General features: G+C 74.4%; 24 protein-coding genes. 7 read left to right on the top strand and 17 right to left on the bottom strand.

The annotated features are described in order from the left end of the window. Nucleotides 1-26: 26 nt before the first annotated feature. The 4 genes from DMB38_RS29330 to DMB38_RS29315 form a co-directional block, all read right to left on the bottom strand. On the bottom strand, nt 27-2,348 hold the full coding sequence (locus tag DMB38_RS29330; protein WP_125937673.1) for a bifunctional salicylyl-CoA 5-hydroxylase/oxidoreductase: 2,322 nt from the start codon (nt 2,346-2,348) through the stop codon (nt 27-29). Between the two features lie 5 nt (nt 2,349-2,353). Beyond that, nucleotides 2,354-3,181, bottom strand: a complete 828-nt coding sequence (locus DMB38_RS29325; RefSeq protein WP_125937672.1) for an enoyl-CoA hydratase family protein — start codon at nt 3,179-3,181, stop codon at nt 2,354-2,356. A 162-nt stretch (nt 3,182-3,343) separates the two neighbouring features. Further along, nucleotides 3,344-4,342 carry an ornithine carbamoyltransferase gene (gene argF, locus DMB38_RS29320; RefSeq protein ID WP_125937671.1) on the bottom strand — a complete coding sequence of 333 codons (999 nt, stop codon included), beginning with the start codon at nt 4,340-4,342 and terminating at the stop codon, nt 3,344-3,346. A gap of 144 nt (nt 4,343-4,486) precedes the next feature. Continuing rightward, on the bottom strand, nt 4,487-5,437 hold the full coding sequence (locus DMB38_RS29315) for an AraC family transcriptional regulator (protein WP_125937670.1): 951 nt from the start codon (nt 5,435-5,437) through the stop codon (nt 4,487-4,489). 142 nt (nt 5,438-5,579) lie between these two features. On the opposite strand from DMB38_RS29315, the gene DMB38_RS29310 reads away from it, so the two are divergent. Further along, nucleotides 5,580-5,972 carry an ester cyclase gene (locus DMB38_RS29310; RefSeq protein ID WP_125937669.1) on the top strand — a complete coding sequence of 131 codons (393 nt, stop codon included), beginning with the start codon at nt 5,580-5,582 and terminating at the stop codon, nt 5,970-5,972. 117 nt (nt 5,973-6,089) lie between these two features. Next, nucleotides 6,090-6,842 (top strand): SDR family oxidoreductase, encoded by a 753-nt coding sequence (locus DMB38_RS29305; RefSeq protein WP_125937668.1) that lies wholly within the window; start codon nt 6,090-6,092, stop codon nt 6,840-6,842. Nucleotides 6,843-6,859: 17 nt separating this feature from the next. Here DMB38_RS29305 and DMB38_RS29300 read toward each other — a convergent pair whose 3' ends face one another. The 5 genes from DMB38_RS29300 to DMB38_RS29280 all read right to left on the bottom strand — a co-directional run bounded on the left by DMB38_RS29300 (nt 6,860) and on the right by DMB38_RS29280 (nt 13,980). Beyond that, nucleotides 6,860-8,101: an arginine deiminase gene (locus DMB38_RS29300; RefSeq protein ID WP_125937667.1), complete on the bottom strand. Its 1,242-nt coding sequence runs from the start codon at nt 8,099-8,101 to the stop codon at nt 6,860-6,862. A 116-nt stretch (nt 8,102-8,217) separates the two neighbouring features. Next, the gene (locus DMB38_RS29295) at nt 8,218-10,893 is read right to left on the bottom strand and encodes a polynucleotide kinase-phosphatase (RefSeq protein WP_125937666.1); all 2,676 of its coding nucleotides are present in this window, start codon (nt 10,891-10,893) and stop codon (nt 8,218-8,220) included. After that, nucleotides 10,890-12,434, bottom strand: a complete 1,545-nt coding sequence (locus tag DMB38_RS29290) for a 3' terminal RNA ribose 2'-O-methyltransferase Hen1 (protein ID WP_125937665.1) — start codon at nt 12,432-12,434, stop codon at nt 10,890-10,892. Before DMB38_RS29290 ends, DMB38_RS29295 begins: the two co-directional genes overlap by 4 nt. Nucleotides 12,435-12,697: 263 nt before the next feature. Beyond that, nucleotides 12,698-13,636, bottom strand: coding sequence for a homocysteine S-methyltransferase (mmuM, locus tag DMB38_RS29285; protein ID WP_125937664.1), 939 nt, complete (start codon nt 13,634-13,636; stop codon nt 12,698-12,700). Further along, a complete protein-coding gene (locus DMB38_RS29280; protein WP_125937663.1) occupies nt 13,633-13,980 on the bottom strand; it encodes a nucleotide pyrophosphohydrolase in 348 nt (115 codons plus the stop codon). The genes mmuM and DMB38_RS29280 overlap by 4 nt, the downstream gene beginning before the upstream one ends. 119 nt (nt 13,981-14,099) lie before the next feature. On the opposite strand from DMB38_RS29280, the gene DMB38_RS29275 reads away from it, so the two are divergent. Together DMB38_RS29275 and DMB38_RS29270 are read left to right on the top strand one after the other, a co-directional pair. Further along, nucleotides 14,100-14,837 (top strand): TetR family transcriptional regulator, encoded by a 738-nt coding sequence (locus DMB38_RS29275; protein WP_206337762.1) that lies wholly within the window; start codon nt 14,100-14,102, stop codon nt 14,835-14,837. Then, nucleotides 14,800-15,021: a hypothetical protein gene (locus DMB38_RS29270; protein WP_125937662.1), complete on the top strand. Its 222-nt coding sequence runs from the start codon at nt 14,800-14,802 to the stop codon at nt 15,019-15,021. Before DMB38_RS29275 ends, DMB38_RS29270 begins: the two co-directional genes overlap by 38 nt. A gap of 28 nt (nt 15,022-15,049) precedes the next feature. Here DMB38_RS29270 and DMB38_RS29265 read toward each other — a convergent pair whose 3' ends face one another. Beyond that, complete coding sequence (locus DMB38_RS29265; RefSeq protein WP_125937661.1) at nt 15,050-15,844, bottom strand: SDR family oxidoreductase; 795 nt, start codon at nt 15,842-15,844, stop codon at nt 15,050-15,052. A 129-nt stretch (nt 15,845-15,973) separates the two neighbouring features. Beyond that, entirely contained in the window at nt 15,974-16,777 is an 804-nt protein-coding gene (locus DMB38_RS29260) for an NAD(P)H-binding protein (protein ID WP_125937660.1), read from the bottom strand. Between the two features lie 63 nt (nt 16,778-16,840). On the opposite strand from DMB38_RS29260, the gene DMB38_RS29255 reads away from it, so the two are divergent. Continuing rightward, complete coding sequence (locus DMB38_RS29255; protein ID WP_240662526.1) at nt 16,841-17,572, top strand: AraC family transcriptional regulator; 732 nt, start codon at nt 16,841-16,843, stop codon at nt 17,570-17,572. A 63-nt stretch (nt 17,573-17,635) separates the two neighbouring features. Here the strand turns inward: DMB38_RS29255 and DMB38_RS29250 are convergent, their stop codons facing one another. The 5 genes from DMB38_RS29250 to DMB38_RS29230 all read right to left on the bottom strand — a co-directional run bounded on the left by DMB38_RS29250 (nt 17,636) and on the right by DMB38_RS29230 (nt 22,992). After that, on the bottom strand, nt 17,636-18,889 hold the full coding sequence (locus DMB38_RS29250; protein WP_240662525.1) for an ATP-binding protein: 1,254 nt from the start codon (nt 18,887-18,889) through the stop codon (nt 17,636-17,638). A 152-nt stretch (nt 18,890-19,041) separates the two neighbouring features. After that, nucleotides 19,042-19,413, bottom strand: coding sequence for a cell division protein SepF (locus DMB38_RS29245; RefSeq protein WP_047018612.1), 372 nt, complete (start codon nt 19,411-19,413; stop codon nt 19,042-19,044). A 299-nt stretch (nt 19,414-19,712) separates the two neighbouring features. Further along, nucleotides 19,713-21,278 (bottom strand): alkaline phosphatase D family protein, encoded by a 1,566-nt coding sequence (locus DMB38_RS29240; protein WP_125937658.1) that lies wholly within the window; start codon nt 21,276-21,278, stop codon nt 19,713-19,715. Then, nucleotides 21,275-21,856 (bottom strand): phosphoesterase, encoded by a 582-nt coding sequence (locus tag DMB38_RS29235; RefSeq protein ID WP_125937657.1) that lies wholly within the window; start codon nt 21,854-21,856, stop codon nt 21,275-21,277. The genes DMB38_RS29240 and DMB38_RS29235 overlap by 4 nt, the downstream gene beginning before the upstream one ends. A gap of 131 nt (nt 21,857-21,987) precedes the next feature. Then, nucleotides 21,988-22,992, bottom strand: a complete 1,005-nt coding sequence (locus DMB38_RS29230; RefSeq protein ID WP_125937656.1) for a winged helix-turn-helix domain-containing protein — start codon at nt 22,990-22,992, stop codon at nt 21,988-21,990. 186 nt (nt 22,993-23,178) lie between these two features. Between DMB38_RS29230 and DMB38_RS29225 the strand changes: the two genes are divergently transcribed. Next, nucleotides 23,179-24,444, top strand: a complete 1,266-nt coding sequence (locus DMB38_RS29225) for an SH3 domain-containing protein (RefSeq protein ID WP_125937655.1) — start codon at nt 23,179-23,181, stop codon at nt 24,442-24,444. Nucleotides 24,445-24,490: 46 nt separating this feature from the next. Then, a complete protein-coding gene (locus DMB38_RS29220; RefSeq protein ID WP_125937654.1) occupies nt 24,491-25,345 on the top strand; it encodes a peptidoglycan DD-metalloendopeptidase family protein in 855 nt (284 codons plus the stop codon). On the opposite strand, the gene DMB38_RS29215 is transcribed toward DMB38_RS29220, so the two are convergent. Beyond that, nucleotides 25,297-26,100: a PH domain-containing protein gene (locus DMB38_RS29215; protein WP_240662524.1), complete on the bottom strand. Its 804-nt coding sequence runs from the start codon at nt 26,098-26,100 to the stop codon at nt 25,297-25,299. The two genes, DMB38_RS29220 and DMB38_RS29215, sit on opposite strands and share 49 nt — an antisense overlap. Nucleotides 26,101-26,234: the final 134 nt, after the last annotated feature.

Here is a 26,234-nt window from a genome sequence, read left to right as displayed (position 1 = left end):
GCACCGGCCCCGCCGCCGGCCCGCGCTCAGCCGCCGTCCAGTGTCAGCCGCGGCTTCGGCCCGTCCGTGCGCCCGGTCGGCGGCCTGCGGCTGCCCGCGCGGTACGGGGCGGGCCACGGCGCGCCCGGTCCCGTGTAGCCCTGCTCGGCGGCGGCGTGCAGCGTCCAGTGCGGGTCGTAGAGGTGGGGGCGGCCCAGGGCGCACAGGTCGGCGCGGCCGGCGAGGATCAGCGAGTTCACGTCGTCCCACGAGGAGATCGCCCCGACCGCGATCACCGGGATCCCGGTCTCCGCGCGGATCCGGTCGGCGTACGGCGTCTGGTACGAGCGGCCGAACGCCGGCTGCTCGTCGGCGACGACCTGGCCGGTGGAGACGTCGATCGCCGCCGCGCCGTGGGCGGCGAACGCGCGGGCGACGGCGACCGCGTCGGCCGCGGTGGTGCCGCCCTCGGCCCAGTCGGTGGCGGAGATCCGCACGGTCACGGGGCGGTCGGCCGGCCACGCGGCCCGTACGGCGTCGAAGACCTCCAGCGGGTAGCGCAGCCGGGCGTCGAGGTCGCCGCCGTAGGCGTCGGTGCGGCGGTTGGTGAGCGGGGAGAGGAAGCCGGACAGCAGGTAGCCGTGCGCGCAGTGCAGCTCCAGCAGGTCGAACCCGGCGCGGGCGGCGCGGCGCGCGGCGGCGGCGAACTCCTCGCGGATCGCGTCCATTCCGGCGCGGTCCAGCGCGCGCGGCGTCTGGTTCAGGCCCGCGCGGTACGGCAGCGGGGAGGGGGCGACGACGGGCCAGTTGCCCTCGGGCAGCGGCTCGTCGATGCCCTCCCACATCAGCTTCGTGGAGCCCTTGCGGCCGGAGTGGCCGAGCTGGATGCCGAGGGCGGCGCCGGGCGCGTGGCCGCGTACGAAGTCGACGACGCGGCGCCAGCCGGCCTCCTGCTCGTCCGACCAGAGGCCGGTGCAGCCGGGGGTGATGCGGCCGCTGGGGCTGACGCAGACCATCTCGGTCATCACCAGACCCGCGCCGCCCAGCGCTCGGGCGCCGAGGTGGACGAGGTGGAAGTCGCCGGGCAGGCCGTCCTCGGCGACGTACATGTCCATCGGCGAGCACACGACGCGGTTGCGCAGGGTGAGGCCGCCGAGGGTGTACGGCGTGAACATCGGCGGCGTGCCCTCCGGCACCCCCGCCTCGCGCTCCACGGCGGCGACGAAGCCGGGGTCGCGCAGCCGCAGGTTGTCGTGGGTGATGCGGCGGCTGCGGGTGAGCAGGTCGAACGCGAACTGCCGCGGCGGGCGGCCGAGGTGGCGCGCCAGGTCCTCGAACCACTCGCGGCTGGCGTGCGCGGCGCGCTGGGTGGAGGCGACGACGGGCTTGCGCTCGGCCTCGTACGCGGCGAGCGCGGCCGGCACGTCCGGCTGCTCCCCGACGCACGCGGCGAGCGCGAGGGCGTCCTCGACGGCGAGTTTGGTGCCGGAGCCGACGGAGAAGTGCGCGGTGTGGGCGGCGTCGCCGAGGAGGACGACGGCGCCGCCGCCGGGCGAAGGCCGGTGCCACCAGCGGTCGTTGACGACCGTGCGGAACGCCGTCCACTGCGAGCGGTTGCCCGTCAGCGGCCGGCCGCCGAGCGCGTCGGCGAAGTACGCGGCGCAGCGCTTGGCCGTCTCCTCCTCGCCGCAGGCGTCGAGCCCGGCGCGGCGCCAGACCTCCTCGCGCATCTCGACGATGACGGTGGAGGCCGCCTCCCCCGACGACCCAGCCGACGCGGCCGATATCGCGTACGGGTAGCCGTGCAACTGCATGACGCCCGCGTCGGTCTCGACGATCTCGAAGCGGAAGGCGTCGAACGCGAACGGCGCGGACAGCCACACGTACCGGCAGCGGTGTTCGGCGATCCGCGGGCGGAAGACGCCGGCGTGCGCCTCGCGGGTGGCGCTGTTGACGCCGTCGGCACCGACGACGAGGTCGTGGCCGCGGGCGAGTTCGGCGGCGGGCGGCGCCTCGGTGCGGAACCGCAGGTCGACGCCGAGGTCGCGGCAGCGCTGCTGGAGCACCGCGAGCAGCCGGCGGCGGCCGAGGGCCGCGAAGCCGTGGCCGCCGGAGCGCTGCACGGTGCCGCGGTGGACGATGTCGATGTCGTCCCAGCGCACGAACTCCCGCTGCAGCGCGGCGTAGACGACGGGGTCGGCGTGCTCGATGCCGCCGAGGGTCTCGTCGGAGAGCACGACGCCGAAGCCGTACGTGCTGTCCGGGGCGTTGCGCTCGTAGACGGTGACCGTACGGGCGGGGTCGAGCCGCTTGAGGAGCGCCGCGGCGTAGAGCCCGCCGGGCCCGCCGCCGATGACCGCGGCCCGCACGGCGCTCAGCGCCCCTGCCAGGCGGGCGGCCGCTTGGCGGTGAACGCGGCGTGGAACTCGGCGTAGTCGGCGCTCTTCATCAGCAGCGCCTGGGTGGCCGCGTCCATCTCGACGGCGGCGGCCAGCGGCATGTCCAGCTCGGCGGTGAGCAGCGCCTTGGTCTGCGCGTACGCGAGGGTGGGCCCGGCGGCGAGGCGGCGGGCCAGCGCCTGGGCCGCCTCGTCGGCGCGGCCCTCGTCGGCGAGTTCGCTGAGGAGGCCGATGCGTTCGGCCTCGGCGGCGCGCACGGCGTCGCCGAGCATCAGCAGCCGGGTGGCGTGGCCGAGGCCGACGACGCGGGGCAGCAGGTAGGCGGCGCCCATGTCGCCGCCGGAGAGGCCGACGCGGGTGAAGAGGAACGCGAAGCGCGCGGAGTGGTCGGCGACGCGGAAGTCGGCGGCGAGCGCGAGGACGGCGCCGGCGCCCGCGGCGACCCCGTGCACGGCGGCGACCACCGGGAACGGGGCCTCGCGCAGGGCCCGTACGACCTGCCCCGTCATGCGGTTGAAGTCCAGCAGCCGGCCGGTGTCCATGGCCAGGGTGGCGCCGATGATCTCGTCGACGTCGCCGCCGGAGCAGAAGCCCCGGCCCGCGCCGGCGAGGACGAGCGCGCGGGTGCCGCCGGTGCGGGCCAGCTCGGCGATGAGGTCGCGGAGGTCCGCGTACGCCTCGAAGGTCAGCGCGTTGAGCTTCTCCGGGCGGTCGAGCGTGACGGTGACGACGCCGTCGTCTTCTGTGACCCGCAGGTGCTCCCACTGCGCGGTGCGGCCGGCGGATCCGGTGAACGGGCTCATCGTGCGCGGCCCCTGTCTGCAGACGGTGGCGGGCGGTGGCGGTAAGCCGAAGTTATCACCCGTACGTGACTGTCGTCACGACCACGCGATACGGGACCGGGGCGCACGCGCTCCGCCGCACGGCCCCGGGGAGCGGGCTGCCGGGCGGCCGGGGGCGGGGCGTCAGCCCAGGGTGGCGACCATGAGCGCCTTGATGGTGTGCATCCGGTTCTCCGCCTCGTCGAAGACGACGGAGTGCGCCGACTCGAAGACCTCGTCGGTGACCTCCAGCGACGTCAGCCCGTGCCGCGCGTGGATCTCCCGGCCGACGGCCGTGCCGAGGTCGTGGAAGGCGGGCAGGCAGTGCAGGAACTTCACGTCCGGGTTGCCGGTGGCGCGCAGCACGTCCGTCGTCACCGCGTACGGGCGCAGCGCGGCGATCCGCTCGTCCCACACCTCCTGCGGCTCCCCCATCGAGACCCACACGTCGGTGGCGACGAAGTCGGCCCCGGCCACACCCTCGGCGACGTCGGCGGTGAGGGTGATCCGCGCGCCGGAGGCGGCGGCGAGCCGGCGGGCCCCGGCGACGACGGCGTCGGCGGGCCAGTACGCCCGGGGCGCGACGATGCGCACGTCCATGCCGAGCAGGGCGGCGGTGACGAGGTAGGAGTTGCCCATGTTGAAGCGGGCGTCACCGAGGTAGGCGTACGCGATCTCCCCGACGGGGCCCGGGCGGTGCTCGGACATGGTGAGCACGTCGGCGAGCATCTGCGTGGGGTGCCACTCGTCGGTCAGGCCGTTGTAGACGGGCACGCCCGCGTACGCGGCCAGTTCCTCGACGGCCGACTGGGCGGCGCCGCGGTACTGGATGGCGTCGTACATCCGCCCCAGCACCCGGGCGGTGTCCTTCACCGACTCCTTGTGCCCGAGCTGCGAGCCGGCGGGGTCCATGTACGTGGTCGACGCGCCCTGGTCCGCCGCCGCGACCTCGAACGCGGCGCGGGTGCGCGTCGAGGTCTTCTCGAAGACCAGCGCGACGTTCTTCCCGGCCAGCCGCCGCCGCTCGGTGCCCGCCCGCTTCGCCGCCTTCAGCTCGGCGGCCAGCGCCAGGAGGTGGTGCAGCTCCTCGGCGGTGTAGTCCAGCTCCTTGACGAAGGTCCGGCCGGTGAGGTCTATCGCCATGGTTCCGCGCTCCTGAGATTCTATGCGTGCGAACGCATCACTATACAGACCGCCCGGTGGGCCGGGTCCCGTCACCACCGTCGCGCCGATGACGCCTACCCGCCTCGCCGCCAGTGGTGCACAGGACGCCTCCGTCAGCTTCCGTCAGCTTCCGTTCGCGGTCGACTGCGGCGGCTGCCGCGCCCGGCTCCGGAACTGTGCGGGCGACGAGCCGACCACGCGGCGGAACGCGGTGCTGAACGCGCTCTCGGAGAGGTAGCCCGTGGCCCGCGCCAGCTCGGAGATCGACAGCGTGTCCCGGGCGAGGGCGTCGCGGGCGAGGCTCATGCGCCACTGGATCAGGTACTCCAGGGGCGGGACCCCGACGTGGCTCTTGAAGGCCCGCGCGAACGCGGAACGCGACATGTGGCTGATCTCCGCCAGCTCCTTGAGGCTCCAGGAGTGGGCCACGTCGGCGTGCACGGCGCGCAGCGCGGCGCCGATGCCGTCGTCGTTGAGCGCCCCCAGCCAGCCGGTGGGCCGGTCCGTCTGCCCGGCGTGGGCGCGCAGCATGTGCACGAGCAGGATCTGCGCGAGGTGGTTCTGCACCAGCGGGCCGCCGGCGGCGGTGACGCCGACCTCGGTGGCCAGGAGATCGATCAGTTGCGCGAGCCGCCCGCCGTGGGGATCGGCCACGCGGACGATCACGAGCGGCGGCAGGAGGTCGGTGAGGAGGCCCGCGTTCCGCTCGTCGAACGCGATGTGCCCGATGCAGAGGTAGAGGTCGTCCTCGGCCTCCGGGCCGATCCGCACGAACCCGTCCGCCGCCCCCGCCAGCACCGGCTCCGCGGGGCGCGGGCTCGCGTCGGGCGAGGAGGCGAGCACGTAGGGCGGCGGGTTGCCCAGCATGAAGGTGTCGCCCTCCCGCAGGAGCACCGGCTCGCGCCCTTCGAGGATGAGCCGGCAGGTGCCGCGCACGAGACCGCCGATGCGCACGTGCAGGAACGGGTCGAAGCGCAACGCCCACTCGCCCGTGGCCCTCAGGCTGGGCCCGATCACCGTGCGGGGCCGGAGCAGGCCGATCGCGTCGGCCACGGGATCACGGAAGCCGAGCACCGGGCACCTCCTCCTGGACGATACGTAAAGAAGTCCGGACTCTCCATCATGGATCGTACTCCGCTCTTCCCGCAGTATCGATGTCGCGGGGGGAACGTGAGCACACGAGTACAGCCCGGACACCGGGCGAGGAAGGCAGTCGATGTCCGACTTCGACATTCGCGAGTTCTACGACCGCTACTGCGAAGCGCTCAACGCGCATGAGTTCGACCGCATGGACGAGTTCGTCGCCGAGTCCATCCTCTCGCACGGCCGGCCGGCCACTCGCGCGGACGTCGTCGCGGCACTGAAGAGCATCACCGACGCGGTTCCCGACATGTACTGGGAGATCAAGGAGGTGGCAATCCACGGTGAGACCCTGGCCTGCCACTCCGTCAACCACGGCACCCCCGCCAAGGAGTGGCTCGGGGTGGCTCCCACCGGCGCCCGGATCGAGATCGACGAGTTCGCCCTGTACCGGATCCGTGACGGGAAGTTCGTGCAGATGTCCAACGTCCACGACGCCGAGGCCCTGAAGAAGCAGCTCGCGGGCTGACCACCTCGTGGACGATACGTAAAGAAGTGTGGACTCCACATCATTGATCGTGCCGACCCGCTCCCGCACCCTCGATCTCGAACGGATCGGCAACGAGAGACTGAGGGAGACACCCACATGGGACAGCTCGAGGGCAAGACCGCGGTCGTCACCGGGGGCAGCACCGGTATCGGTCTGGCCACCGCCGTACGGCTGGCGGACGAGGGTGCGTACGTGTTCGTCACCGGGCGGCGCGAGGCGGAGCTGGAGGCCGCGGTCAAGACCATCGGAGCGGACCGGGCCACCGGGGTGGCCGGCGACATCGCCGCGATGGCCGACCTGGACCGGCTCTTCGACGCGGTCCGGGCCCGGGGCGAGGGCCTGGACGTGCTCGTGGCGAACGCGGCGATCGGCACCTTCGTGACGCTGGAGCAGACCACCGAGGAGCACTTCGACCAGACCTTCGCGGTCAACGTCCGGGGCACGCTCTTCACCGTGCGCAAGGCGCTGCCGCTGCTCAACGACGGGGCCTCGGTCGTCCTGGTCGGCTCGACCGCGGGCGACCGGGGCATGGAGGCGTTCGGCGCGTACGCGGCGTCGAAGGCGGCGGTCCGGTCCTTCGCGCGGACGTGGTCCAACGAGCTGAAGGACCGCGGGATCCGGGTCAACGTGGTCTCGCCCGCATGGATCGAGACCCCCGGGGGCACCGCCGCCTTCGGCGACGAGGAGACTGCGCGGGCCGTGAAGGAGAACGTCGCCGCGACCGTGGCCAAGGGGCGCATGGGCCGCCCCGAGGAGGCCGCCGCGGTCGTGGCCTTCCTCGCCTCGGAGCAGAGCAGCTATGTCGTCGGCGCGAACCTCTACGTCGACGGAGGCACCAACCAGATCTGAGCCGGCACCACCGGTGCCTAGACCGGGTCGCGCTCGACGGGGCAGCTCATGCACCGCGGGCCGCCCCGGCCCCGGCCCAGTTCGCTGCCGCGGATCTCGATCACCTCGATGCCCTGCTTGCGCAGGAACGTGTTCGTCGTCGAGTTCCGCTCGTACGCCACCACCACGCCCGGCTCCACCGCCAGCACGTTGCAGCCGTCGTCCCACTGCTCCCGCTCCGCGGCGTGCACGTCCTGCGTCGCCGTCAGCACCCGGATCCCGTCCAGGCCCAGCGCGGCGGCGATGGCGTTGTGCATGTGCTCCGGCGGATGGTCGGTGACCTTCAGATCGTCGCTGCCCGAGCCGGGCTCGATGGTGTACGAGCGCAGCATGCCCAGACCCGCGTACTGCGTGAACGTATCGCCGTCGATCATCGTCATCACCGTGTCGAGGTGCATGAACGCCCGCGCCTTCGGCATGTCAAGCGCCACGATCGTCCGCGCGGAGCCCGCCGCGAAGAGCCCGCGCGCCAGCAGCTCCACCGCCTGCGGCGTGGTGCGCTCGCTCATCCCGATGAGCACGGCGCCGTTGCCGAGGACCAGTACGTCGCCGCCCTCGATGGTCGACGGGTAGTCCTCCTGGCCGCCGGACCAGACGTGGAACTCGCCCGACTCCGGCCCCGCGAAGAGCGGGTGGTGCTTGTAGATCGCCTCGAAGTGGACCGTCTCGCGCTGCCGCGCCGGCCAGCGCATCGCGTTGATCGACACCCCGTCGTAGACCCAGCAGGAGGTGTCCCGGGTGAACAGGTGGTTCGGCAGCGGGCCGAGGAGGAAGTCGTCCGGGTCCATCACGTGGAAGCGCACCGACGCCGGCTCGGCGAACCCGCCCAGGTACTCGCGCTTCGTCATCCCGCCGACCAGCGCCTCCACCAGCGCCGCGGAGTCCAGGGACTCGAAGGTGGCCCGGAGCTTCTCCGTGGCGAGCGGCCCGTACTCCTTCTCGTCGAAGACCCGGTCGAGGACCAGCGCCCGCGCCTCGGGCAGGTCCAGGCTCTCGGCGAGCAGGTCGCCGAAGAGGTGGACCTGCACACCGCGGTCGCGCAGCACGTCCGCGAAGCCGTCGTGCTCCTCGCGGGCCCGGCGGACCCAGAGCACGTCGTCGAAGAGGAGGGCGTCCTTGTTGCGGGGCGTGAGCCGCTTCAGCTCCATGTCCGGCCGGTGGAGTATCACGCGGCGCAGGCGACCGGCCTCGGAGTCGACGCGGAATGAGGGCGCTGGCATGGGATCAGACTGCCACGCGGGGCGACGCGGGGCAGCGGTTCGGGATCAGTGACGGCAGCGGCGCGGGAGGGCAGGGTGTGGCGGGCCCGCGGTGGTGGTGCGCGGGCCCGCCCGTCTCACAGCCGCGGGTCCACCGGCTCCGACTCCAGCGCCAGCACCGCGAACACCGCCTCGTGCACCCGCCACAGCGGCTCCCCCGCCGCCAGCCGGTCCAGCGCTTCGAGGCCGAGCGCGTACTCGCGCAGCGCCAGGGAGCGCTTGTGCCCCAGGTAGCGGCTGCGCAGCCGGGTCAGGTTCTCCGGCCGGGTGTACTCCGGGCCGTAGATGATCCGCAGGTACTCCCGGCCGCGGCACTTGACGCCGGGCTGGACGAGCCGGCCCTCCCCGCTCCGTACGAGCGCCTGGAGCGGCTTGACGACCATGCCCTCGCCGCCGGCCGCCGTCATCTCCTGCCACCAGGCCACGCCCGCGGCCACCGACGCGTCGTCGCCGGTGTCGACGTACAGCCGCCCGGTGCGCTGGAGCAGGCCGGTGGCGTCCTGCGCCACCAGCCGGTCGAGGAGGGCGAGCTGCACGTCGTGCGGCTCGCCCGCCAGGCTCCGGCCCTCGGTGGCGAGGAGCTGGAACGGGGCCAGGCGCACGCCGTCGAGGCCGTCGACCGGCCAGCAGTAGCGACGGTACGCGGCCGAGAACGACTCGGCGTCGGCGGCCCGCTCGCGCTGGCGGTCGAGGAGGGCGGCGAGCGCGGTGGCGGGGTCGGTGCCGGTGCCCGCGTCGGTGGCGCCTTCCGGGTCGGTGCCCGCGACCGGCGGTACCGCGGGCGCGGTGGCCGCCAGGCGCGTGCGCGTCGCCTCCAGCGCCGCCAGCGCACCCGGGAAGACCGCCCGCGACGCCGCGCCCACCGCGGCGTACTGCTGCCGCAGCAGCCCGCCCGCCTTCAGCGACCACGGCAGCAGCTCGGCGTCGAGCAGCAGCCAGTCCGTCCCCAGCTCCTCCCAGAGCTCGGCCGCCGTCGCGGCGTCGCGGACCCGGGCGAGCACCTGCTCGGTGCGCTCGGCGTCCGGGAAGAACGGGCGGCCCGTGCGCGTGTGCAGCGCGCCCGTCACGCCCGCGCCCGGCGGCAGGCCGAAGCGCTTCTCCGCCACGCCCGCGTCCCGGCACACCAGCGCCACGGCGCGCGAGCCCATGTGCTTCTCCTCGCACACCACCCGCGCCACGCCGTCCGCGCGGTACGCCGCGAACGCCTCCGCCGGGTGCTCCAGATGCCCCTCCTCGGCGGAGGTGGCGGTCGGCGCCATCGTCGGCGGCAGGTAGAGCAGCAGCCGCGGGTCGACCGCGAAGCGGCTCATGACCTCCAGAGCCGCCGCCGCGTTCTCCTCCCGTACGGCGACGCGGCCGTGCTGGCCGGTCTCCACGACGCGGCGGCCCTGCACGTCGGCGAGGTCCAGCGGGCGGTCGCCCGCCGTACCCGGTGCGGAGTCCGTACCGGCGGCGCCGGCCGCGAGGGGCTTGACCGGCTCGTACCAGACGCGCTCGGCCGGGACGTCGACCAGCTCGCGCTCCGGCCAGCGCAGCGCGGTCAGCTTGCCGCCGAAGACGCAGCCGGTGTCGAGGCAGAGGGTGTTGTTGATCCACGACGCCTCCGGCGTCGGGGTGTGGCCGTAGACGACGGCGGCGCGGCCGCGGTACTCCTCGGCCCACGGGTAGCGCACCGGCAGCCCGTACTCGTCGGTCTCGCCCGTCGTGTCCCCGTACAGCGCGAAGGAGCGCACCCGGCCGGAGGTGCGGCCGTGGTACTTCTCCGGCAGGCCGGCGTGGCTGACGACGAGCCGGCCGCCGTCGAGGACGTAGTGGCTGACGAGCCCGTCGACGAACGTCCGTACCCGCTCGCGGAACCCGGGCTCCGCCTCCTCCGCGCGCTCCAACTGCTCGACGGTCTCGGCGAGGCCGTGCGTCAGCTTGACGTTGCGGCCGTGCAGGAGGCGGCCCAGCTTGTTCTCGTGGTTGCCGGGCACGCACAGCGCGCTGCCCGCGGCGACCATGCCCATGACGCGGCGCAGCACACCGGGGCTGTCCGGGCCGCGGTCGACGAGGTCGCCGACGAAGACCGCCGTACGGCCCGCGGGGTGCACCCCGTCCTCGTACCCGAGGCTCGTCAGCAGCGTCTCCAGCTCGCGCGCGCAGCCGTGCACGTCGCCGATGAGGTCGAACGGTCCCGTGAGGTGGGCCAGATCGTTGTAGCGGCGCTCCAGCACGACCTGGGCGGCGTCGATCTCGTCCGTGCCGCGCAGGTGGTGCACGGCGCGGAAGCCCTCGCGCTGGAGCCCGCGCAGACCGCGGCGCAGCTCGCGGCGCTGCCGCGGGATGACGTGGGCGCCCATGCCGGCGCGGTCGGGGCGGGCGGCGTTGCGCTCGCGGCAGACGCTCTCGGGGACGTCGAGGACGATCGCGACGGGCAGCACGTCGTGCTCGCGGGCGAGCCGGACGAGCTGACGGCGGGCCTCGGGCTGGACGCTGGTGGCGTCGACGACGGTGAGCCGGCCCGCGGCGAGGCGCTTGCCTGCGATGTAGTGGAGGACGTCGAAGGCGTCGCCGGAGGCGGACTGGTCGTTCTCGTCGTCGGCGACGAGGCCGCGGCAGAAGTCGGAGGAGAGGACCTCGGTCGGCTTGAAGTGCCGGCGGGCGAAGGTGGACTTGCCGGATCCCGTGGTGCCGATGAGGACGACGAGACAGAGGTCGGGGACGCCGAGGCGGCGGGCGGCGGTGCCGGATGCCGGGGTGGTGTCGCTCATGACGCCTCCTTCGGGGTGTGGCCGGGGCCGGTCGTCCCGGTGGTGGTGCCGGTGGCCGTTTCGGTGCCGGTGGCCGTTTCGGCTCCGCTGCGGGCGGCGGTCCTGGTGAAGACCGCGAGCTGGGTCGGGTGGCCGACCTCCGGGTCGTCCTGGCCCACGCCCTCGTACGCCACCGCGTAGCCGAACCTGGCCGCGACCGGTTCGGCCCAGGCGCGGAACTCCGCCCGGGTCCACTCGAAGCGGTGGTCCGCGTGCCGGACGTGGCCCGCGGGCAGCGACTCCCAGCGCACGTTGTACTCGGAGTTGGGCGTCGTCACGACCACCGTCGCGGGGCGGGCGGAGCCGAAGACGGCGTACTCCAGGGCGGGCAGCCGCGGCGGGTCGACGTGCTCCACGACCTCGCTCAGCACGGCGGCGTCGTAGCCCGCGAGCCTGCGGTCGGTGTACGTGAGCGCGCTCTGCAGCAGCGACACGCGCGCGGCCTGCCGCTCGCCCATCCGCTCCAGCCGCAGCCGGCGGGCGGCGGCGGCGAGGGCGCGTACGGACACGTCGACGCCGACGATCTCGGTGAACCGCGGGTCGTTCAGCAGCTCCTTGACCAACTGGCCCTGGCCGCAGCCGAGGTCGAGCACCCGGGCCGCGCCCGCGGCGCGCAGCGCCTCGGCGATGGCCGCGCGGCGCTGCACCGCGAGCGGCACCGGCTTCTCCTCGGTGTCGGTCGCCTCGTCCACGGCGTTGTCCAGCTCCTCGGGCTCGGCGTCGTCGGACTCGGCGAGGCGGGCCAGCTCCAGCCGCTCCAGCGCCTCGCGCGCCAGCGACCAGCGGCGGGAGAGGTACCGGCCGGTGATGAGGCGCTGCTCGGGGTGGTCCTCCAGCCAGCCCTCGCCGGCGCGCAGCAGCTTGTCGACCTCGTCGGGGGCGACGCCGTAGTGCTTGGCGTCGTCCAGCACCGGCAGCAGGACGTACAGGTGGCGCAGCGCGTCGGCGAGCCGCACCTCGCCGTCGAGGACGAGGGACACGTACCGCGAGTCGCCCCACTCGGGGAACGCGGGGTCCAGCGGCACGGCGTCGGCGGTGACCCGCCAGCCCATGGGCGCGAAGAGCCGGGCGACCAGCTCGGGGCCGCCGCGGGCGGGGACCGCGGGGACCTCGATGCGCAGCGGGAGGGGCTGGGCGGCGCGCTCGGGGTGGGTGCGGCTGGTGCCGGTCATGGCCGTGCGGAAGACGCGGCCGAGCGCGACGGCGAGGAGGGAGGACGCGGCGTACGGCCGGTCGTTGACGTACTGCGCGAGGGCGGAGTCGGGGCTCTTCCCCTTGCCGCCCCTGCCCTTGCCCTTCGCGGCGCGCACGAGGCCGACGGGGTCCACTTCGAGGAGGAGCGCGGCGGTGCAGCGGGCGGGGGTCGCCTCGGGGTAGAAGACGTGGGCCGTGCCGCGCGAGGTGGCGAACTCCTGCGCCTTGCCGGGGTGCTTGTGCAGGAGGAAGCCGAGGTCGGTGGCGGGCGCGGCGTCGGTGCCGGTCGCGGTGATGGTCAGGAACACGTGAGCGAGTATTTCGTGCGGGGTGGGGCGCGGGCCATCGGGTTTCGGGTGGGGCGGGGGCGCGAGAGCGGTGCTCACGCGAGAGCGGTGCTCTTGGTACGGGTCGGTGCTCTCGCAGGAGAGCGGCGGCCGCACGCGAGAGCGGCGCTCTCCGGCGGCGGTCGGTGCTCTCGGCGCGGAGCGGTGCTCGCGGTCGGGAGCGGTGCTCACCGAGGCGTCGGCCGCTCACCGCGCGGAGCGGTGCTCACCCACAGGGGCAGTGCTCAGCCGGGGGTGCCGCTCCCGTGCAGTTCCGCCGCCAGGGCGGCGATCGCCTGCGGGCCGACGCGGCAGCAGCCGCCCACGGCGGCGGCCCCCGCGCGCCGCCAGCCGGCCGCGGCCTGGGCGTCGAACGAGCCGGGGCCGCGCCAGGCATGCGTCTCCGCGTTCCAGGTCTCGCCGCTGTTGGGGTACGCCAGCACCGGCTTCCCCGTGACGCGCGCCGCCGTCTCCACCGCGTACGTGACGTCCTCCGGCGCGCAGCAATTGACCCCCACCGCCGCCACCGCCTCGTCGTCCGCCGCGAGCGCGAAGGCGTCCGCCAGCGGCTCGCCCGCCCGGGTCGCCCCGCCCGCGACCGTGTACGTCAGCCACACCGGTACGCCCAGACCCGCCGCCGCCCGCAGCAGCGCCGTCGCCTCCGTCACGCCCGGGACCGTCTCCAGCGCCAGCACGTCCGGCTCGGCCGCCGCCAGCACCTCCAGCCGGGGCCGGTGGAAGCGCTCCAGCTCCGCGAGGCCCACTCCGTCCCCGTACCGGCCGTGGTACTCCGAACCGTCCGCCAGCATCGCCCCGTACGGCCCCACCGACGCCGCCACCCACACCGGCCGGGGCGCCTCGTCCGCCACCCGCCGGGCCAGCGCCACGCTGCCCGCCAGCAGCCCGGCCGCCTCCGCCGGGCCGACGCCCCGGCGCGCGAAGCCCTCGAACGTCGCCTGGTAGCTCGCCGTCAGCAGCACGTCCGCCCCGGCCCGTACGTACGCGGCGTGCGCGGCCTCGATCTGCGCCGGGTCCTCCGCGAGCACCCGGGCCGACCACAGCGCGTCCCGAAGGTCGCAGCCCTGCGCTTCGAGCTGGTTCGACAGGCCCCCGTCCAGGACCAGCGGCGGGCCGCCTGCCGCGGCGCGCCCGACCGCCTCCGCGAACGACGACGCGGGTCTCAACGCCCCTCCCCCGGCTCCGGATCCTGCGGCGCCGGGAACCGCTCCTCGTTGCGCTCGATCTTCGCCGCCAGCGCCGCCAGCGGGTCCACCCCCACCGCCGAGCAGAACTGCAGCAGGTACGACAGCACGTCCGCGACCTCGTCCGCCACCCGGTGCGCCGCGTCCGGATCCGCCATGATTCGCGCGGACTCCTCGGGCGTCAGCCACTGGAAGATCTCCACCAGCTCCGCGGCCTCCACGCTCAGCGCCGCGGCCAGGTTCTTGGGGGTGTGGTACTGCTCCCAGTCCCGCGCCGCGGCGAACGCCACGAGCCGCTTCTGCAGTGCCTGCACGTCGTCGGTCATGCGCCCCTGTCTACCACCCGGGCCGCCGGTGGCGGCGCCCGCCGACGCTCTCTTGCCCGGGCTTAACTTAACGACGTACAGTCAACTTTACCTTGTTCCGGACGGCATGGAGGGGTTGCGTGGAGTCCGACGGTTCCGAGCGCGGGGGCAGCCGCAGCACCGCGGCCGGCAGGGGTGTCTGGCTGCGGAAGGGTCCGGACCGCCCCGGCCGGGCCTCTCCGCTCTCGCAGGCGCGCATCGCCGACGCGGCCGTGGCGCTGCTGGACGAGGGCGGCGCCGACCGGCTGACGATGCGCGGCCTGGCTCAGCGCCTCGAGGTGAGCGCAACCGCGCTGTACTGGCACGTGGCGTCCAGGGAGGACGTCCTGGATCTGGCCTTCGACCACATCTTCGCGCAGGTGCCCCTCCCGGAACCCGGCCCGGAGTGGACCCTGGACGTCGAACGTCTGGTGGTGGGCTGGCACGCGGCGATGCTGCGGCACCCGTGGTCACCCGCCCTCGTCGGCAGGCCGATGCTCGGCCCGAACGTCCTCGCGCGCACCGAGTTCCTCCAGTCCGCGCTCGTCCGCGGCGGCCTGACGGGCCGGGCCCTCGCCCTGGCGACTCATCTGCTCGCGAACTACGCGATCGGCGCGGCCCTGGTGGAAGCAACCTGGCAGCGGGGGCGGGACCCGGCCGTCCGCGCCGAGGCGCAAGCCCACCTGGCCGCCCGCACCGACCTGTACCCGACGCTCAACGAGCACGGCCACCTGGACGACCGGTGGCCCGACGAAGAACTCTTCGCCGCCGGCGTCCACACGATCCTGGGAGCGGTGACCCATGACGCTGCTGCGCGTCGAACTCGACGCCGACCGTGACCGCGCCCGGCGCTTCGACGCACGCGTCAGGCGCGGCGAGCCGTTCCCGAAGGAGCGTCAGCTCGTCATCGACGAGGCGTGGGCGCGCGGGTACACGCCCACCGGCAAGGTGACGTACCGGGGCCTCGGCCAGGGGCAGCCGCCCACGCTCAAGTTCGACGTGGAGGTCGACGTCTCGACGTGAGGGACGGCGGCGCCGCGGCGACCACGCCTTAGTGCACCCAGCGCCGGAAGCCGGACTCCGCGTCGACCGTGTTGCCCGTGATCGTCGCCGCGTCGCCGCCCACGAGGAGCGCCACCACGGCCGCCGCCTCGTCCGGTGTGTTCCACGTGCCGCGGGGCAGCGCCCGGCCCACCTGGGCGGCCAGTTCCTCCGTCGCCCAACCGGTGTCCGTGGGACCGGGGTTGACGCAGTTCACGGTGATGCCGCGGTCGACGAGGGCGTCCGAGAGCGTCAGCGTCAACTGCTGGAGCGCCCCCTTCGTGGCGGCGTACGGGATCTCCTGGCTCATCGGTGCCAGATGCTGGCCGGAGGTGAAGAGCACGACCCGGCCGCCGCCCCGCTCCTTCCCCGCCGCCGCGTCGTACTGCGCCGCGTACGCCTGCACCAGCAGCAGCGTGGCCCGGACGTTCACCGCCCAGCACAGGTCCAGTTCTGCGGCCGTCAGCCCGTCGAGGTCGTACGTGGAGCTGCGGGCGTGGTTGACGACCAGGGTGTCCACCATCCCGTACCGCTCCCCCGCCGCGGCCAGCAGCGCGGCGGGGGCGTCGGGTTCCGCGAGGTCGGCGTGGGCGTAGGCGAGCCGGTCGCCCTCGCCGCCGAGAGCGGCGGTGACGGCCGCGGTCCCGCCGCGGTCGGCGCCCCAGGGCATCTCGTCGTCGTGCGGCGTCCAGCCGTGCGCGAAGACGCGCGTGCCGTCGGCCAGCAGCCGGCGGGCGATGGCGAACCCGATCCCCTGCTCGCGGCTCACGCCGGTGACCAGTGCGGTCCGGCCCTGGAGGGGCATGTGCACTCCGTTTCGCGTCGTTCGTGGGGGCGCCTCGCCGGAATCGGCGGCTCCCCATGATCGGGCACACCCCCGCCCGCCCCGCAACGCAATTTCGCCGACCGGCCGACGCCGGACGGGGTGAGCGCGTCACGGCGCCGCCGCGAACGCCTCCCGGTGGTCGCGCGCCCACTGCTCGAACGTCCTCGCCGGTCGCCCGAGTATCCGCGGCACGTGGTCGGTGGCGTACGCCGCACCGCCGGCACGTGCCCAGCCGATCCCGGTGACCACCTCCGCGGGCAACCCGTCGGAGACGTGCGCGTCGATGGTCCCGACCGGCCGTTCCAGTACGCGCTCCAGGATGGCCGCCTGGTCCGCGAACGTCAGCAACTCCGGCCCGGTCACGTCATACCGCTGTCCGTCGTGTGCGTCGCCGGTCAGGGCGGCGACCGCCACCGCGGCCACGTCCCCCGGGTCGACGACGGCCTGGCGGGAGTCGCCGGTGAGGTTCGGGACCGGCTCCCCGGCCTGGATCGCCGTGCGGTACCACAAGAAGTTCGAGGCGAAGCTCGGCGGCCGGAGCATCGTCCACGCGAGCCCGCTCGCCTCGATCGCCTTCTCCCCGGCGAGGTGCCAGGCGCCGACAGTCGCCCCGTCGAACCGCTCGCCGCTGCCGATGGCGGAGAGCTTGACGATCTTACGGACGCCCGCCGCCCGCGCGGCGGTGACCAGCGCGACGTCGTGGTCCGCGGTCGGTACGGGGGGCACGGTGACGAGGAAGACGGCATCGACGTCGGCCACGGCGCGCGCCAGCGACGCCGGGTCGTCGAAATCCGCCCGCACCCCGCCGGGCAGCTCGCGGCGGGACATCGCCCGGAACGGTACGCCCCGCTCGGTGAGCAGGCGGACGACATGACTTCCGATGGTGCCGGTGGCACCGGTGACCAGGATCATGCGCCGACGATGGCAGAGCTCTCACGCCGCCTTATAGGAAGTTCCGGCACTATCGTGGAGCGCGTGGGTGCTCTCGTCGTGCCGCCCGGCCTGCTGCGCTGGGTGGCCGGAATCGATATCGCTACAGCGTCCGGCCCGGCGGCGGTTGACGTCGACGTACCCGACCACGCCACCACGCTCGTCCTGCGCACCGACATCCACGAGCTGATCGTCATGGGTCCCAGAACCCGGGCCGCCTACCACCTCGGCGGGTCCGGCCATGCATGCGTACGGGTTCGTCTGCGGCCGGGTCGCGCCCGGGCGCTGCTCGGCCGTCCGCTGCGCGATCTCGCCGACCGGGCCCTGCCGCTCCGCGAACTGCCGGGCCTGGACGCCGGCCGGCTCGCCGCCGACCCGGTCGCCGCTCTCGCACAGGCGGTGGCGGACCGCCCGGAGCCACCCGGGCGGCTCGGCGAGGCGGCACGTCTCCTGGCCGGCGCCACCGTCGCCACGACCGCGGCACGGTTGCACATGAGTGAGCGCCGCCTGCGCACCCTCTTCACCGACGGCACCGGCTTGTCCCCCAAGCACTTCGCCCGCATCGACCGCCTGCGCACCGTGCTCGCGGCGGGTGCCGGGCAGTGGTCGGAGATCGCCGCGACGGCGGGTTACTACGACCAGTCCCGCATGACGGCCGAGTTCCGCCACTTCATGGGCGTCCCGCCGGCCGCGTTCACCGCGGGCCGGCGTCCCGCCCCGACACCGTGCACTGCCGGAGTTCCCAGGAACGGGCCTCCGGTGACCACAGAGGCGTAGCAGCCCCGTGATCACCGGCCCCCTCTGTCCCGCCTTCTCCCGGGCCTTCTCCCGCGCTGGTCCCTACGCCTCCCTCGTCCGTTCCTGCCGCCGCTGCGGCAGCGGCACCGCCGTGGCGCACTCCGCTTCCGCCAGCGACGGGTCGCCGACCGAGCCCAGCATCCGGATGTGGCCGCGCTCGCCCATCCGTCCGGACAGCGCCACGAGTTCGCCCGCCTGGCGGGCGTCCATGCCCCGGTCGAGCCCGTCGGCCAGGACCGTCAGCACCTGGCGGGCCGGCAGCACCTCCGAGGCCGGGTCCACCGCCAGCACCCCGGGTCCGGTGAGCAGGACCAGCGCCAGGGCGAGATAGCGCAACTCGCCGTCGCCCAGGGTCTCGACCGGGGTGCTGCGCCGGCCCGGTTCGCGCAGCAGGACGGCGCGGACCAGCCCGTCCCCGTACTCCTCCGTCGTCAGGTCGTGGACCGGGCCCCCGCAGCCGCCGCGCACGGCGTCCACGAGGGCCGCGTGCCGCAGGCCGCACTCGTCGCGTACGCGGCGCAGGACGGCGGGGAGGTTGCGGCTGTCGGGGGTGAGTTGTTCGCCGCCGATGGGCACGGCCGTGGCGGCGCGCATCAGGGCGGGGTGCGGGTCGCAGGGGTAGACGGAGCGGAGGGCGAGGACGGCTTGTTCCGCGGCGGCGAGCACGAGTTGTTCGCCGTCCGTGCGGCCGCCGATGCGGAGCGGTAAGAGGGCGGTGCCGAGCCGGTCGTCGGGGAGCGGGGCGCGGGTGACGGGGGCGGGGCCCGCGGTGTGCCAGGTGGCCTGGACGCGGTCGCGGCGGGGGTCGCGGAGTGCGGTGGCGAGCAGGGTGTGGCCGGCGCCGGTGAGGCGTTCGCCGACGATGCGGAGTTCGGGTTCCGCCTGTACGGCGACGTCGAGTCGTACGTCGCCGAGGGGGCCGCGGACGGTGCAGCCGAGGCGGACGCCGCGGCGTCCTGCGGCGTCGGGTCGGGCCCGCTGCGGTACGCAGGCGGCGGCGCCCCCCGGCACCGGGGCGAACGCCTCCTCCAGGGTGGCTCCCGCGCCGAGTCTGGCCAGGACACCACAGGCTTCGAGGGCCGCGGTCTTGCCGCTGCCGCTGCCGCCGGTGAGCAGCGTGACGGGGCCGAGGCCGAGCCGGGTGCCGCGGTGCGACTTGTAGGCGGAGAGCCGGAGTTCGCCGAGGGTGGCGCGGTCGGTATGGGGGTGGCGGCCGGTGTGGGCGGTGCGCAGGGCGGTGTCCCGCGGCGGGTCGCGCAGGAGGTCGCGGGGAGGGTGCCCGGTGGGGGAGGTCATGTTCCCGGACGCTATTGAGCGCACCGGCCGCGGAACCGTTCCGGCAGCGGCACCTTCGCCCGAACGGGCGAGCCCCCGCGGATCCGTGGGGGCCCGCCCGTTCGGGCGCGGTAAGGACGCCGTGCCGGCGGCCCGTGTGCGACGCGGGGCCGTCAGTGGCCGGCGACCGGTTCGACTTCCGTGCCGAGGGGGGCGAGGAGGAAGACGTTGCGGTCGACGCGGTGCATGGTGCTCTGGATGCCGAAGGTGACGCCGCTGGCGAAGTCGAGGATGCGTTTGGCGACGTCGATCTCGGCGCCGGTGAGGTCGAGCAGGACGGGGACTTGCGCTATCAGGTATTCGGCGACGCGCCGGGCGTCGGCGAAGACCTGGCAGCGGATGACGACGAACTGCCGCTGGTCGGCGTCGACTTCGGGGTCGTCGAGGGCTTGGTGCCCGGTCCAGGAGGGCCATTCGTTGCCGCGCAGGGGGACGACTTCGGCGAGCCCCTGCCACTGCTCGTCGGTGACGTCATGTCCGGTCAACGTGCCTCCTCTGCGGTTCCGCGTGCTCCCGGTGCGGCCATCGGGCGAGTCTATCGATGGGCCGAACAGGTGACCGCGCAGGGACACACGGGATTCCGGGTTTTTACGTCCTGTGCGACTCCAAGGTTCCGCTCGGCTCGTCTTAAGCAAATACGAGGATTGACTTGGGTGTTGGGCGCGGCGGACGATCGGGCGGGATCCCCAGGCGGCAACCCGGCCCGGTCCCGTACGCCGTGCGGCCGGCGGCGTGCGGGGTCCGGCCGGGTGCCGACCGCCTGCGTGTTCCGGTCCCGCGCGGGTCAGTCGCGGCGGTACTGGGCGGGGGAGTTCTTCGTCGCCTGGTCCTCGTGACTGCCGGTCGTGCCGCGGTCGACGTGGAAGGTGGTGAGCGTGGTGACGGGCGAGTCCGGGTCGCGGCGGTCGCCGATGACGCGCATGTGGGCGCTGAAGCGTTCGGGGGTGACGTCGTAGACGTCGTAGCCGTAGCGGTTGCCCTCGAAGTACTTGAGATGCGGGTTGGCGGCGCCCATGACGGGTCCGTTGGTCCGGTTCCACTCCGGTGAGTACGCGCCGGAGGTGACGGAGTGGGCGGTGAACTCGGTGCCGACGAGCGGTGATTCGGGGTCGTCGTAGTCGGTGCGGATGTCGTCGACGAAGGCGGAGTGCCAGTCGCCGGTGACCACGACGAGGTCTTCGAGTCCGGCGGCGTGGACGTGCTGGAGGACTTCCTTGCGTTCGGCGAGGAAGCCGTCCCACTGGTCGGTGAACATGTAGGGGCCGCCGGGTGAGCCGCGGAGCTGGCTGAGCATGATCGAGTTGGCCCAGACGTGCCAGGTGTCGGGGGCGTTGTCGATGTGGTGCTTGAGCCAGTTCTTCTGGTCGGTGCCGAGGATGGTGCCGTCGGGGAGGTTCTGCGCGGAGCGGTGGGAGCGCAGGTCGAGGATGGCGAGCTGGACGAGTCCGCCCCAGTCGCGGGTGCGGTGGATCTCGGGGTCGGGGAGGGCGGAGTCGCCGAAGGAGTCGCGGTGCGGCATGTGTTCGTACCACGCCTGGTAGGCGGCGGCGCGGCGGCGTACGAAGGGGGCGCCGCCGGTGCTCCCGCTGTAGTCGTTGACGACTTCGTGGTCGTCCCAGGTGAGGAACCAGGGGTGGGCGGCGTGGGCGTCGCGGAGTGCGGGGTCGCCTTTGTAGAGGGCGTGGCGTTTGCGGTAGTCGGCGAGGGTGAGGATCTCGGGTCCGTCGTGGTCGCGGACGTGGTCTTCGGGTACGCCGCCGACTTGGCCGTGTTCGTAGATGTAGTCGCCGAGGTGGAGGACGAAGTCGACGTTCTCGGCGGCGATGCCGCGGTGGGCGGCGTAGTAGCCGTCGTGGAATGCCTGGCAGTTGGCGGCGGCGAAGCGGACGCGGCCGACGGTGCCGCCGGGGGCGGTGCGGGTGCGGCCGGTGCGGCTGGTGCGGCCGAGGGCGCTGAAGGCGTAGTGGTAGGTGCGGCCGGGGGTGAGGCCGGTGACGGGGACGTGGACGCTGTGGCCGAGGGTGGCGGAGGCGGGCGCGGTGCCGCGGGCGACGACGCGGCGGAGTCCGGGGTCTTCGGCGAGGGTCCAGCGGACTTCGACGATGTCGGGGAGGTCTTGTTCGGCGGCGAGGGGTTCGGGGGCGAGGCGGGTCCAGAGCAGGACGGAGTCGGGCCGGGGGTCGCCGGAGGCGACGCCGAGGGTGAAGGGTGCGGTGTCGTATCGGGCGCCGAGTCTCTCGGCGGCGGCGCGGGCCTGGGCGGGGCTCAGTCCCGCGGTGAGGGGCCAGGCGGCGCCGAGGGCGCCGGCGGCGGCCGCGGACTTGAGGAGGGTGCGGCGGTCGACGGTCACGGGCGGCCTCCTCGGCGGGTGGCGGTGAGGGTGAGGCTGAGGGCGTCGGCGTAGCCGTCGTTGGCGGTGCCGCCGGCGCGGGTGAGGGTGAGGAGGAGGCGGGCGGTGCGGGCGCCCGGGGGTACGGGGGCGGTGGCGGTGCGTTCGAGGAGGGCGGTGCGGCCGGCGCGTTCTTCCGCGGTGACGGGGCCGAGGACGGTGAGGGCGAGGGGGGTGCCCCGGGTGTCGCGGAGTTCGGCGGAGAGGCGGGCGCCGTCCTGCTGGCCGGCGTAGCCGCCGAGCCAGGCGGTGAGGGTGTAGTGGACGCGGCCGGCGTCGATGGCCTGGTGTCCCGTGGGGCCTGTGCGGGGGAGGTCGATGTCCTGGAGGAGTGCGGTACGGGGACTGTTGCCGCCGGTGAAGAAGCGGGTGCCGCGGTGGGCGGGGCCGGGATCGCCGGGGGTGGGGTAGCCGCCGCCGAGGTCGTAGGGGACGAGGGCGGGGGCGCCTTGGGTGAGGCGCCAGCCGTGGACGGTGGTGACGGGGTCCGGGGTGCCTCCGGGTCCGGTCTCTGCGTCGCCGTTGACGACGAGGTTCACGCCTGCCTCCCTGGTGGTCGGGGTGGGGGTGGTCGGGGTGGGGGGCGCAGGTATCACACCAGCGGTGGGTGAACCTGCGGGGGACGTGCGGCGAATGGTGCCGGGCGCGGGTGCGGCGCGGGTCGTGCCGGTCAGGCGTCGAGGAGGTGCCGGCCGCGGGCGGTGAGGCGGTGGACGACGTGGGGTCCCGCGCGTTCGCTTTCCGCGAGTCCCGCGCGGCGCAGCACGGTGAGGTGGCCGCTGACGGAGGAGGCGGGCATGCCGAGGCGGGCGGCGATGCCGCCGGTGGTGGCGGGGACGGTGGTGGGGGTGAGGGCGGCGAGGACGCGGGCGCGGCTGGTGCCGAGGAGTGCGGCGAGTGCGGTGTCGCGCTGGGGGGCGGGGCCGTCGGCCGGGGGCGGGGCGGGGTGGCGGCGTACGGGGTGGACGACGACGGGTGGGAGTCCGGGGTCGGCGAGGGCGATGGGGGTGGTGTGACAGAAGTAGGAGGGGACGAGGCGGAGTCCGCGGCCGTGCAGGTGGAGGGTGGAGTCGACGGGGTAGGGGGCGATGAGGACGGGGTCGGTCCAGGTGAAGGGTTCGAGGGTGGCGAGGACGGCGGGGAGGCCGGCTTCGAGGGCTTCGAGCTGGCGGGCGCGGTCGGCGGCGACGGTGGCTTCTATTTCGCTCCAGTCGGGGGCGACGAGGTGGTGGTGGAGGTGGTGTAAGGCGTCGGCGAGGTCGGCGAGTACGGTGCGGTCGCCGGCGGCGAGGCGGCGGGTCCAGGAGGGCAGGGGGCGGTACCGGGCGGCGAGGCGGATTTCGCGGGCGAGGCGGGTCGCGGGGGTGGCGCGCAGGGTGCGCAGGGCGGCGGTGAGGCCGTCCTCGGATTCCGCGGGGGTGAGGAAGTCGGGGAAGTAGGTGGCGTCGGCGGGTGCGATGCCGTTGACGAACCGGCAGGTGCGGCGCAGGTCGTGCTCTTGCAGCCGGTGGCGGGCGCGGCGGTGCCAGGGGCGCAGCCGGGCGGGGAGGCGGGGCGCGGGGGTGTACGCGACGTGCAGCCCGAGGATCGCCTCCCAGATCGGGTCGGCGGTGCGGGCGAGCTGGACGTGGCGGAAGTCCCGATCGTTGAAGTGGACATGAAGCTTTCCGGCCATACCCGAGGGTAACCACCCGCGGCCTGCGCTGTCTCCGGCGCGACCGCTCCCGTTCGGTCAGCGGTGGGCTCGGGTTTTCGACGGTGGCGGAAAACCCGTGCGGCACGGGGGTCGCGGGGTGCCTACGATGCGTCGCCGCACGGCCAGCACCTTCGCGAGCAGCTACGGAACACGGGAAGGAGCCAGATGCGGCGCACACCAACACGGAGCCGGTGGCGCAGGGTTGCGCTGACCGGCGTGATCTGCGCGGCCGCCGTCGCGCACCCGGCGTATGCCGGGGCGGCCGGCGGCCCGGCGGAGGCCGGCGGCCCCGCGCCGCCCGCCACCTGGCGGGCGGACCTCGCGGACATCGGCGCGGACGACGTCAACGTCCGGTACGTAGAGGGCGATCTGCGGCTGCGTTCGCGGGCGGCCGCGCCCGCGTCCCTGGGGCCGGTCCCCGGCGAGGGCAGCCAGGTCCTGGCCCCGGAGCGGCTCGACCGTCCAGTCAACCGGGTACGGGCCGAGCTGGACGCCCGGGTCCCGGCGAACGCCGGGGTCGCGGTCGACGTCCGCGGCCGGGCACCGGACGGCGGCTGGACGGAGTGGCTGCCGGCGGGCGCGGAGGCGGCGGAGGCGGCCCGGCTGCCGTTCGCGGTCACCGAGGTCCAGGCCCGGCTGACGCTGCGCGCCTCCGGCACCGGCGGCGCGCCGGCGGTCCAGGGGCTGCGGCTACGGGCCGACACCGACGCGGCGCCGCGCGCCCGCGCCGCCGCGGCCCCGCTGACCTACCGGCTGTTCGCCACCCGCGAGGGCCTGGTGGGCGGCACGACCGCCAACGGCCATGTCATCCAGCCCAACGACCACTTCGTGGCCCTGCCGTCGCGGCGCGGGCTCTCCCCGAAGGGCAGCGCCGAGTACTCGGTGCAGGTCTGCGGCCCGGCGCGGTGCGAGACGGCGCCGGTGTGGGACGTGGGGCCGTGGAACACCAAGGACGACTACTGGAGTCCGCCGTCGGTACGCGAGTCGTGGCGTGACCTGCCGCAGGGCATGCCGGAGGCGCAGGCGGCGTACCAGAACGGCTACAACGGCGGGCGCGACGAGTTCGGCCGCCGGGTCGCGAACCCGGCGGGCATCGACCTCGCCGACGGCACCTTCTACAACGTCGGACTCAACGACAACGGCTGGGTCGACGTGACGTTCCTGTGGACCGGCGACCAGACCGGCAAGCGGTTCCCCACCTGGGGCACCGACGTGCGGGTCCGCCAGGCGTCGAACACCTCCTCCGCGGTGCTGACCACCCTGCCCGGTCCCACGCAGGTGCGCGTGGAGTGCCAGGAGCGCGGCGAGCAGATCACGTACGACGGCCACACCAACGACGCCTGGGCCTACCTGCCCGACTACGGCGGCTACATCTCCAACATCTTCATCGACGTCGCCGACGCCTGGCTGCCCGGCGTCCCCGAGTGCTGAACGCGCCACCCCCACTCCCTCCACCCCCACCGAAGGAGGCGCTCCGATGCCTCGCAGACCCCACTCCCCCGCCCCCGCGCCGGCCCGCGCTGCCGGTGCCGCCGCCGTGCGGCGGCCGGCGCGGCGGGCCGCGGCGGTCGTTCTCGCCGCGCTGCTGACGCTGCTGGGACTCACCGCGGCGGCGCCGGCACAGGCCGACCCCGGCCCCATGCTGGCGCCGAACTTCAAGGCGCCGTTCCCCTGCGGCCAGCAGTGGACGTACAGCCACCACAGCGCCGAGGTGCGGCGCGCGCTGGACTTCATCCGCTCCGACGGCGGCACCACCGCGGGCACGCCGACGGTCGCCTCCGCCGCGGGCACCGCCACCCGGCACTACCAGGCGGGCGGCGCAGGCAACTACATCGTCATCGACCACGGCGGCGGCTGGAAGACGTACTACTTCCACCTGGCGTCGTTCTCCGTCGCCGACGGCGCCTCCGTCGGCCAGGGCCAGCAGATCGGCATCACGGGCAGCACCGGCAACTCCTCCGGCGCCCACATCCACTACGAACAGCTCCTCAACGGCGTCGGCCAGGACATCCGCATCAACGGCTCCGCCCTGCCGTATCCCGGCTCGTACGGCCAGTACCACCTGCGCAGCGACAACTGCGGCAACACCAACTTCACCACCTGGGGCAGCGGCGTGCGCGTCCGCGCGGACGCGCGTCTCAGCGCCCCGGTGGTGACGACCCTTTCCGGTCCGACGAGCGTCTTCGTCGAGTGCCAGAAGAGGGGCGACGTGGTCAACGCCGAGGGCTACACGAACGACTGGTGGAGCCGCCTGCGTGACCAGCGCGGATTCATCTCCAACATCTACATCGACCATCCGGCCGCGCAGCTCCCGGGCGTGCCGCTCTGCTGAACCTCTGCTGAACCCCCTCGGACCCGCAGGGGCCGGCGTCCCGCGCCGGCCCCTGCGCCGGGTCCCGCCTCACCAGGGCGGCGGTTCGCCGCCCTCCGAACCCCGGTCCCGGCCGCGATCCTCGCCGAGAGCACGACGACGATGAGCATCCCGAAGACCAGCACGCGCACCGCGGTCCTGCCCCACCACAGCGCCTCGACCACGGAGTTCTGATCGCGTGCGGAAGCGCCGGCCCTGGCCCGCGCGGCCCCGGTCACCTCCGGCCGCGGCGTCCGGTCCGCGCCGCGGTTGCGCTCCCAGACCTCGCGGATCACCGCCACCTCGCGGTGGGCGCTCAGGCTCCGGGTGTCGATGACGTTCGGCAGGCTCACCCGGCGACCGTCGCGGTGGTAGACCACGACGCCCATGACGGGACGCTTGCGCTGCGCCGACGCGGGCTCGTTGTGCTCGAGTTCGACGGCGACGAGGTCGGCCCAGGCAAGCCGCCTGGTGCGCAGCCAGCGCAGGGTGAGGCCGTCGTCGCCGACGACGGTCACGCCGCGGACGACGCAGAAGGCGAGCAGGAAGAGGGCCAGCGCGGCGGCGCAGAACGGGATCGCGACGGCGGCCGGCGCGCCGGCGCCGATGACCAGCAGGAGTCCGAAGAACGCGAACAGCCCGCCGAAGACGGCGCAGAGCAGGGCGAGGAAGATCATCGATCCGAGGTGGCCGCGGTACGTGCGCACCCGGCCCCCGTCGCCCGTCGTACCGGCCATCCCGCACCCCGTCCCGTACCGTTCCCGGCTTTCCCCGCCCGCACAGCCCGCACAGCGCCGCGGTCCGCGGCGGGCCGCCGCGGGGTGCTGCCGCCGCCGCGGGCGGTCCGAACGCAGAGGGTAGGGGCCGCGCC

Source organism: Streptomyces sp. WAC 06738 (genome assembly GCF_003945505.1).
Lineage (GTDB): Bacteria > Actinomycetota > Actinomycetes > Streptomycetales > Streptomycetaceae > Streptomyces.
Note: the sequence above shows the minus strand (reverse complement) of the source record. Positions and strands in the feature narration are given on the sequence as shown.

Coding starts and splice junctions, on each gene's coding strand:
- DMB38_RS29325 (WP_125937672.1), bottom strand. CDS start 3,181: ATGAGCCCGTTCACCGGATCCGCCGGCCGCACCGCGCAGTGGGAGCAC.
- argF (WP_125937671.1), bottom strand. CDS start 4,342: ATGGCGATAGACCTCACCGGCCGGACCTTCGTCAAGGAGCTGGACTAC.
- DMB38_RS29310 (WP_125937669.1), top strand. CDS start 5,580: ATGTCCGACTTCGACATTCGCGAGTTCTACGACCGCTACTGCGAAGCG.
- DMB38_RS29305 (WP_125937668.1), top strand. CDS start 6,090: ATGGGACAGCTCGAGGGCAAGACCGCGGTCGTCACCGGGGGCAGCACC.
- DMB38_RS29300 (WP_125937667.1), bottom strand. CDS start 8,101: ATGCCAGCGCCCTCATTCCGCGTCGACTCCGAGGCCGGTCGCCTGCGC.
- DMB38_RS29295 (WP_125937666.1), bottom strand. CDS start 10,893: ATGAGCGACACCACCCCGGCATCCGGCACCGCCGCCCGCCGCCTCGGC.
- DMB38_RS29280 (WP_125937663.1), bottom strand. CDS start 13,980: ATGACCGACGACGTGCAGGCACTGCAGAAGCGGCTCGTGGCGTTCGCC.
- DMB38_RS29270 (WP_125937662.1), top strand. CDS start 14,800: ATGACGCTGCTGCGCGTCGAACTCGACGCCGACCGTGACCGCGCCCGG.
- DMB38_RS29265 (WP_125937661.1), bottom strand. CDS start 15,844: ATGCCCCTCCAGGGCCGGACCGCACTGGTCACCGGCGTGAGCCGCGAG.
- DMB38_RS29260 (WP_125937660.1), bottom strand. CDS start 16,777: ATGATCCTGGTCACCGGTGCCACCGGCACCATCGGAAGTCATGTCGTC.
- DMB38_RS29250 (WP_240662525.1), bottom strand. CDS start 18,889: ATGACCTCCCCCACCGGGCACCCTCCCCGCGACCTCCTGCGCGACCCG.
- DMB38_RS29230 (WP_125937656.1), bottom strand. CDS start 22,992: ATGGCCGGAAAGCTTCATGTCCACTTCAACGATCGGGACTTCCGCCAC.
- DMB38_RS29225 (WP_125937655.1), top strand. CDS start 23,179: ATGCGGCGCACACCAACACGGAGCCGGTGGCGCAGGGTTGCGCTGACC.
- DMB38_RS29220 (WP_125937654.1), top strand. CDS start 24,491: ATGCCTCGCAGACCCCACTCCCCCGCCCCCGCGCCGGCCCGCGCTGCC.
- DMB38_RS29215 (WP_240662524.1), bottom strand. CDS start 26,100: ATGGCCGGTACGACGGGCGACGGGGGCCGGGTGCGCACGTACCGCGGC.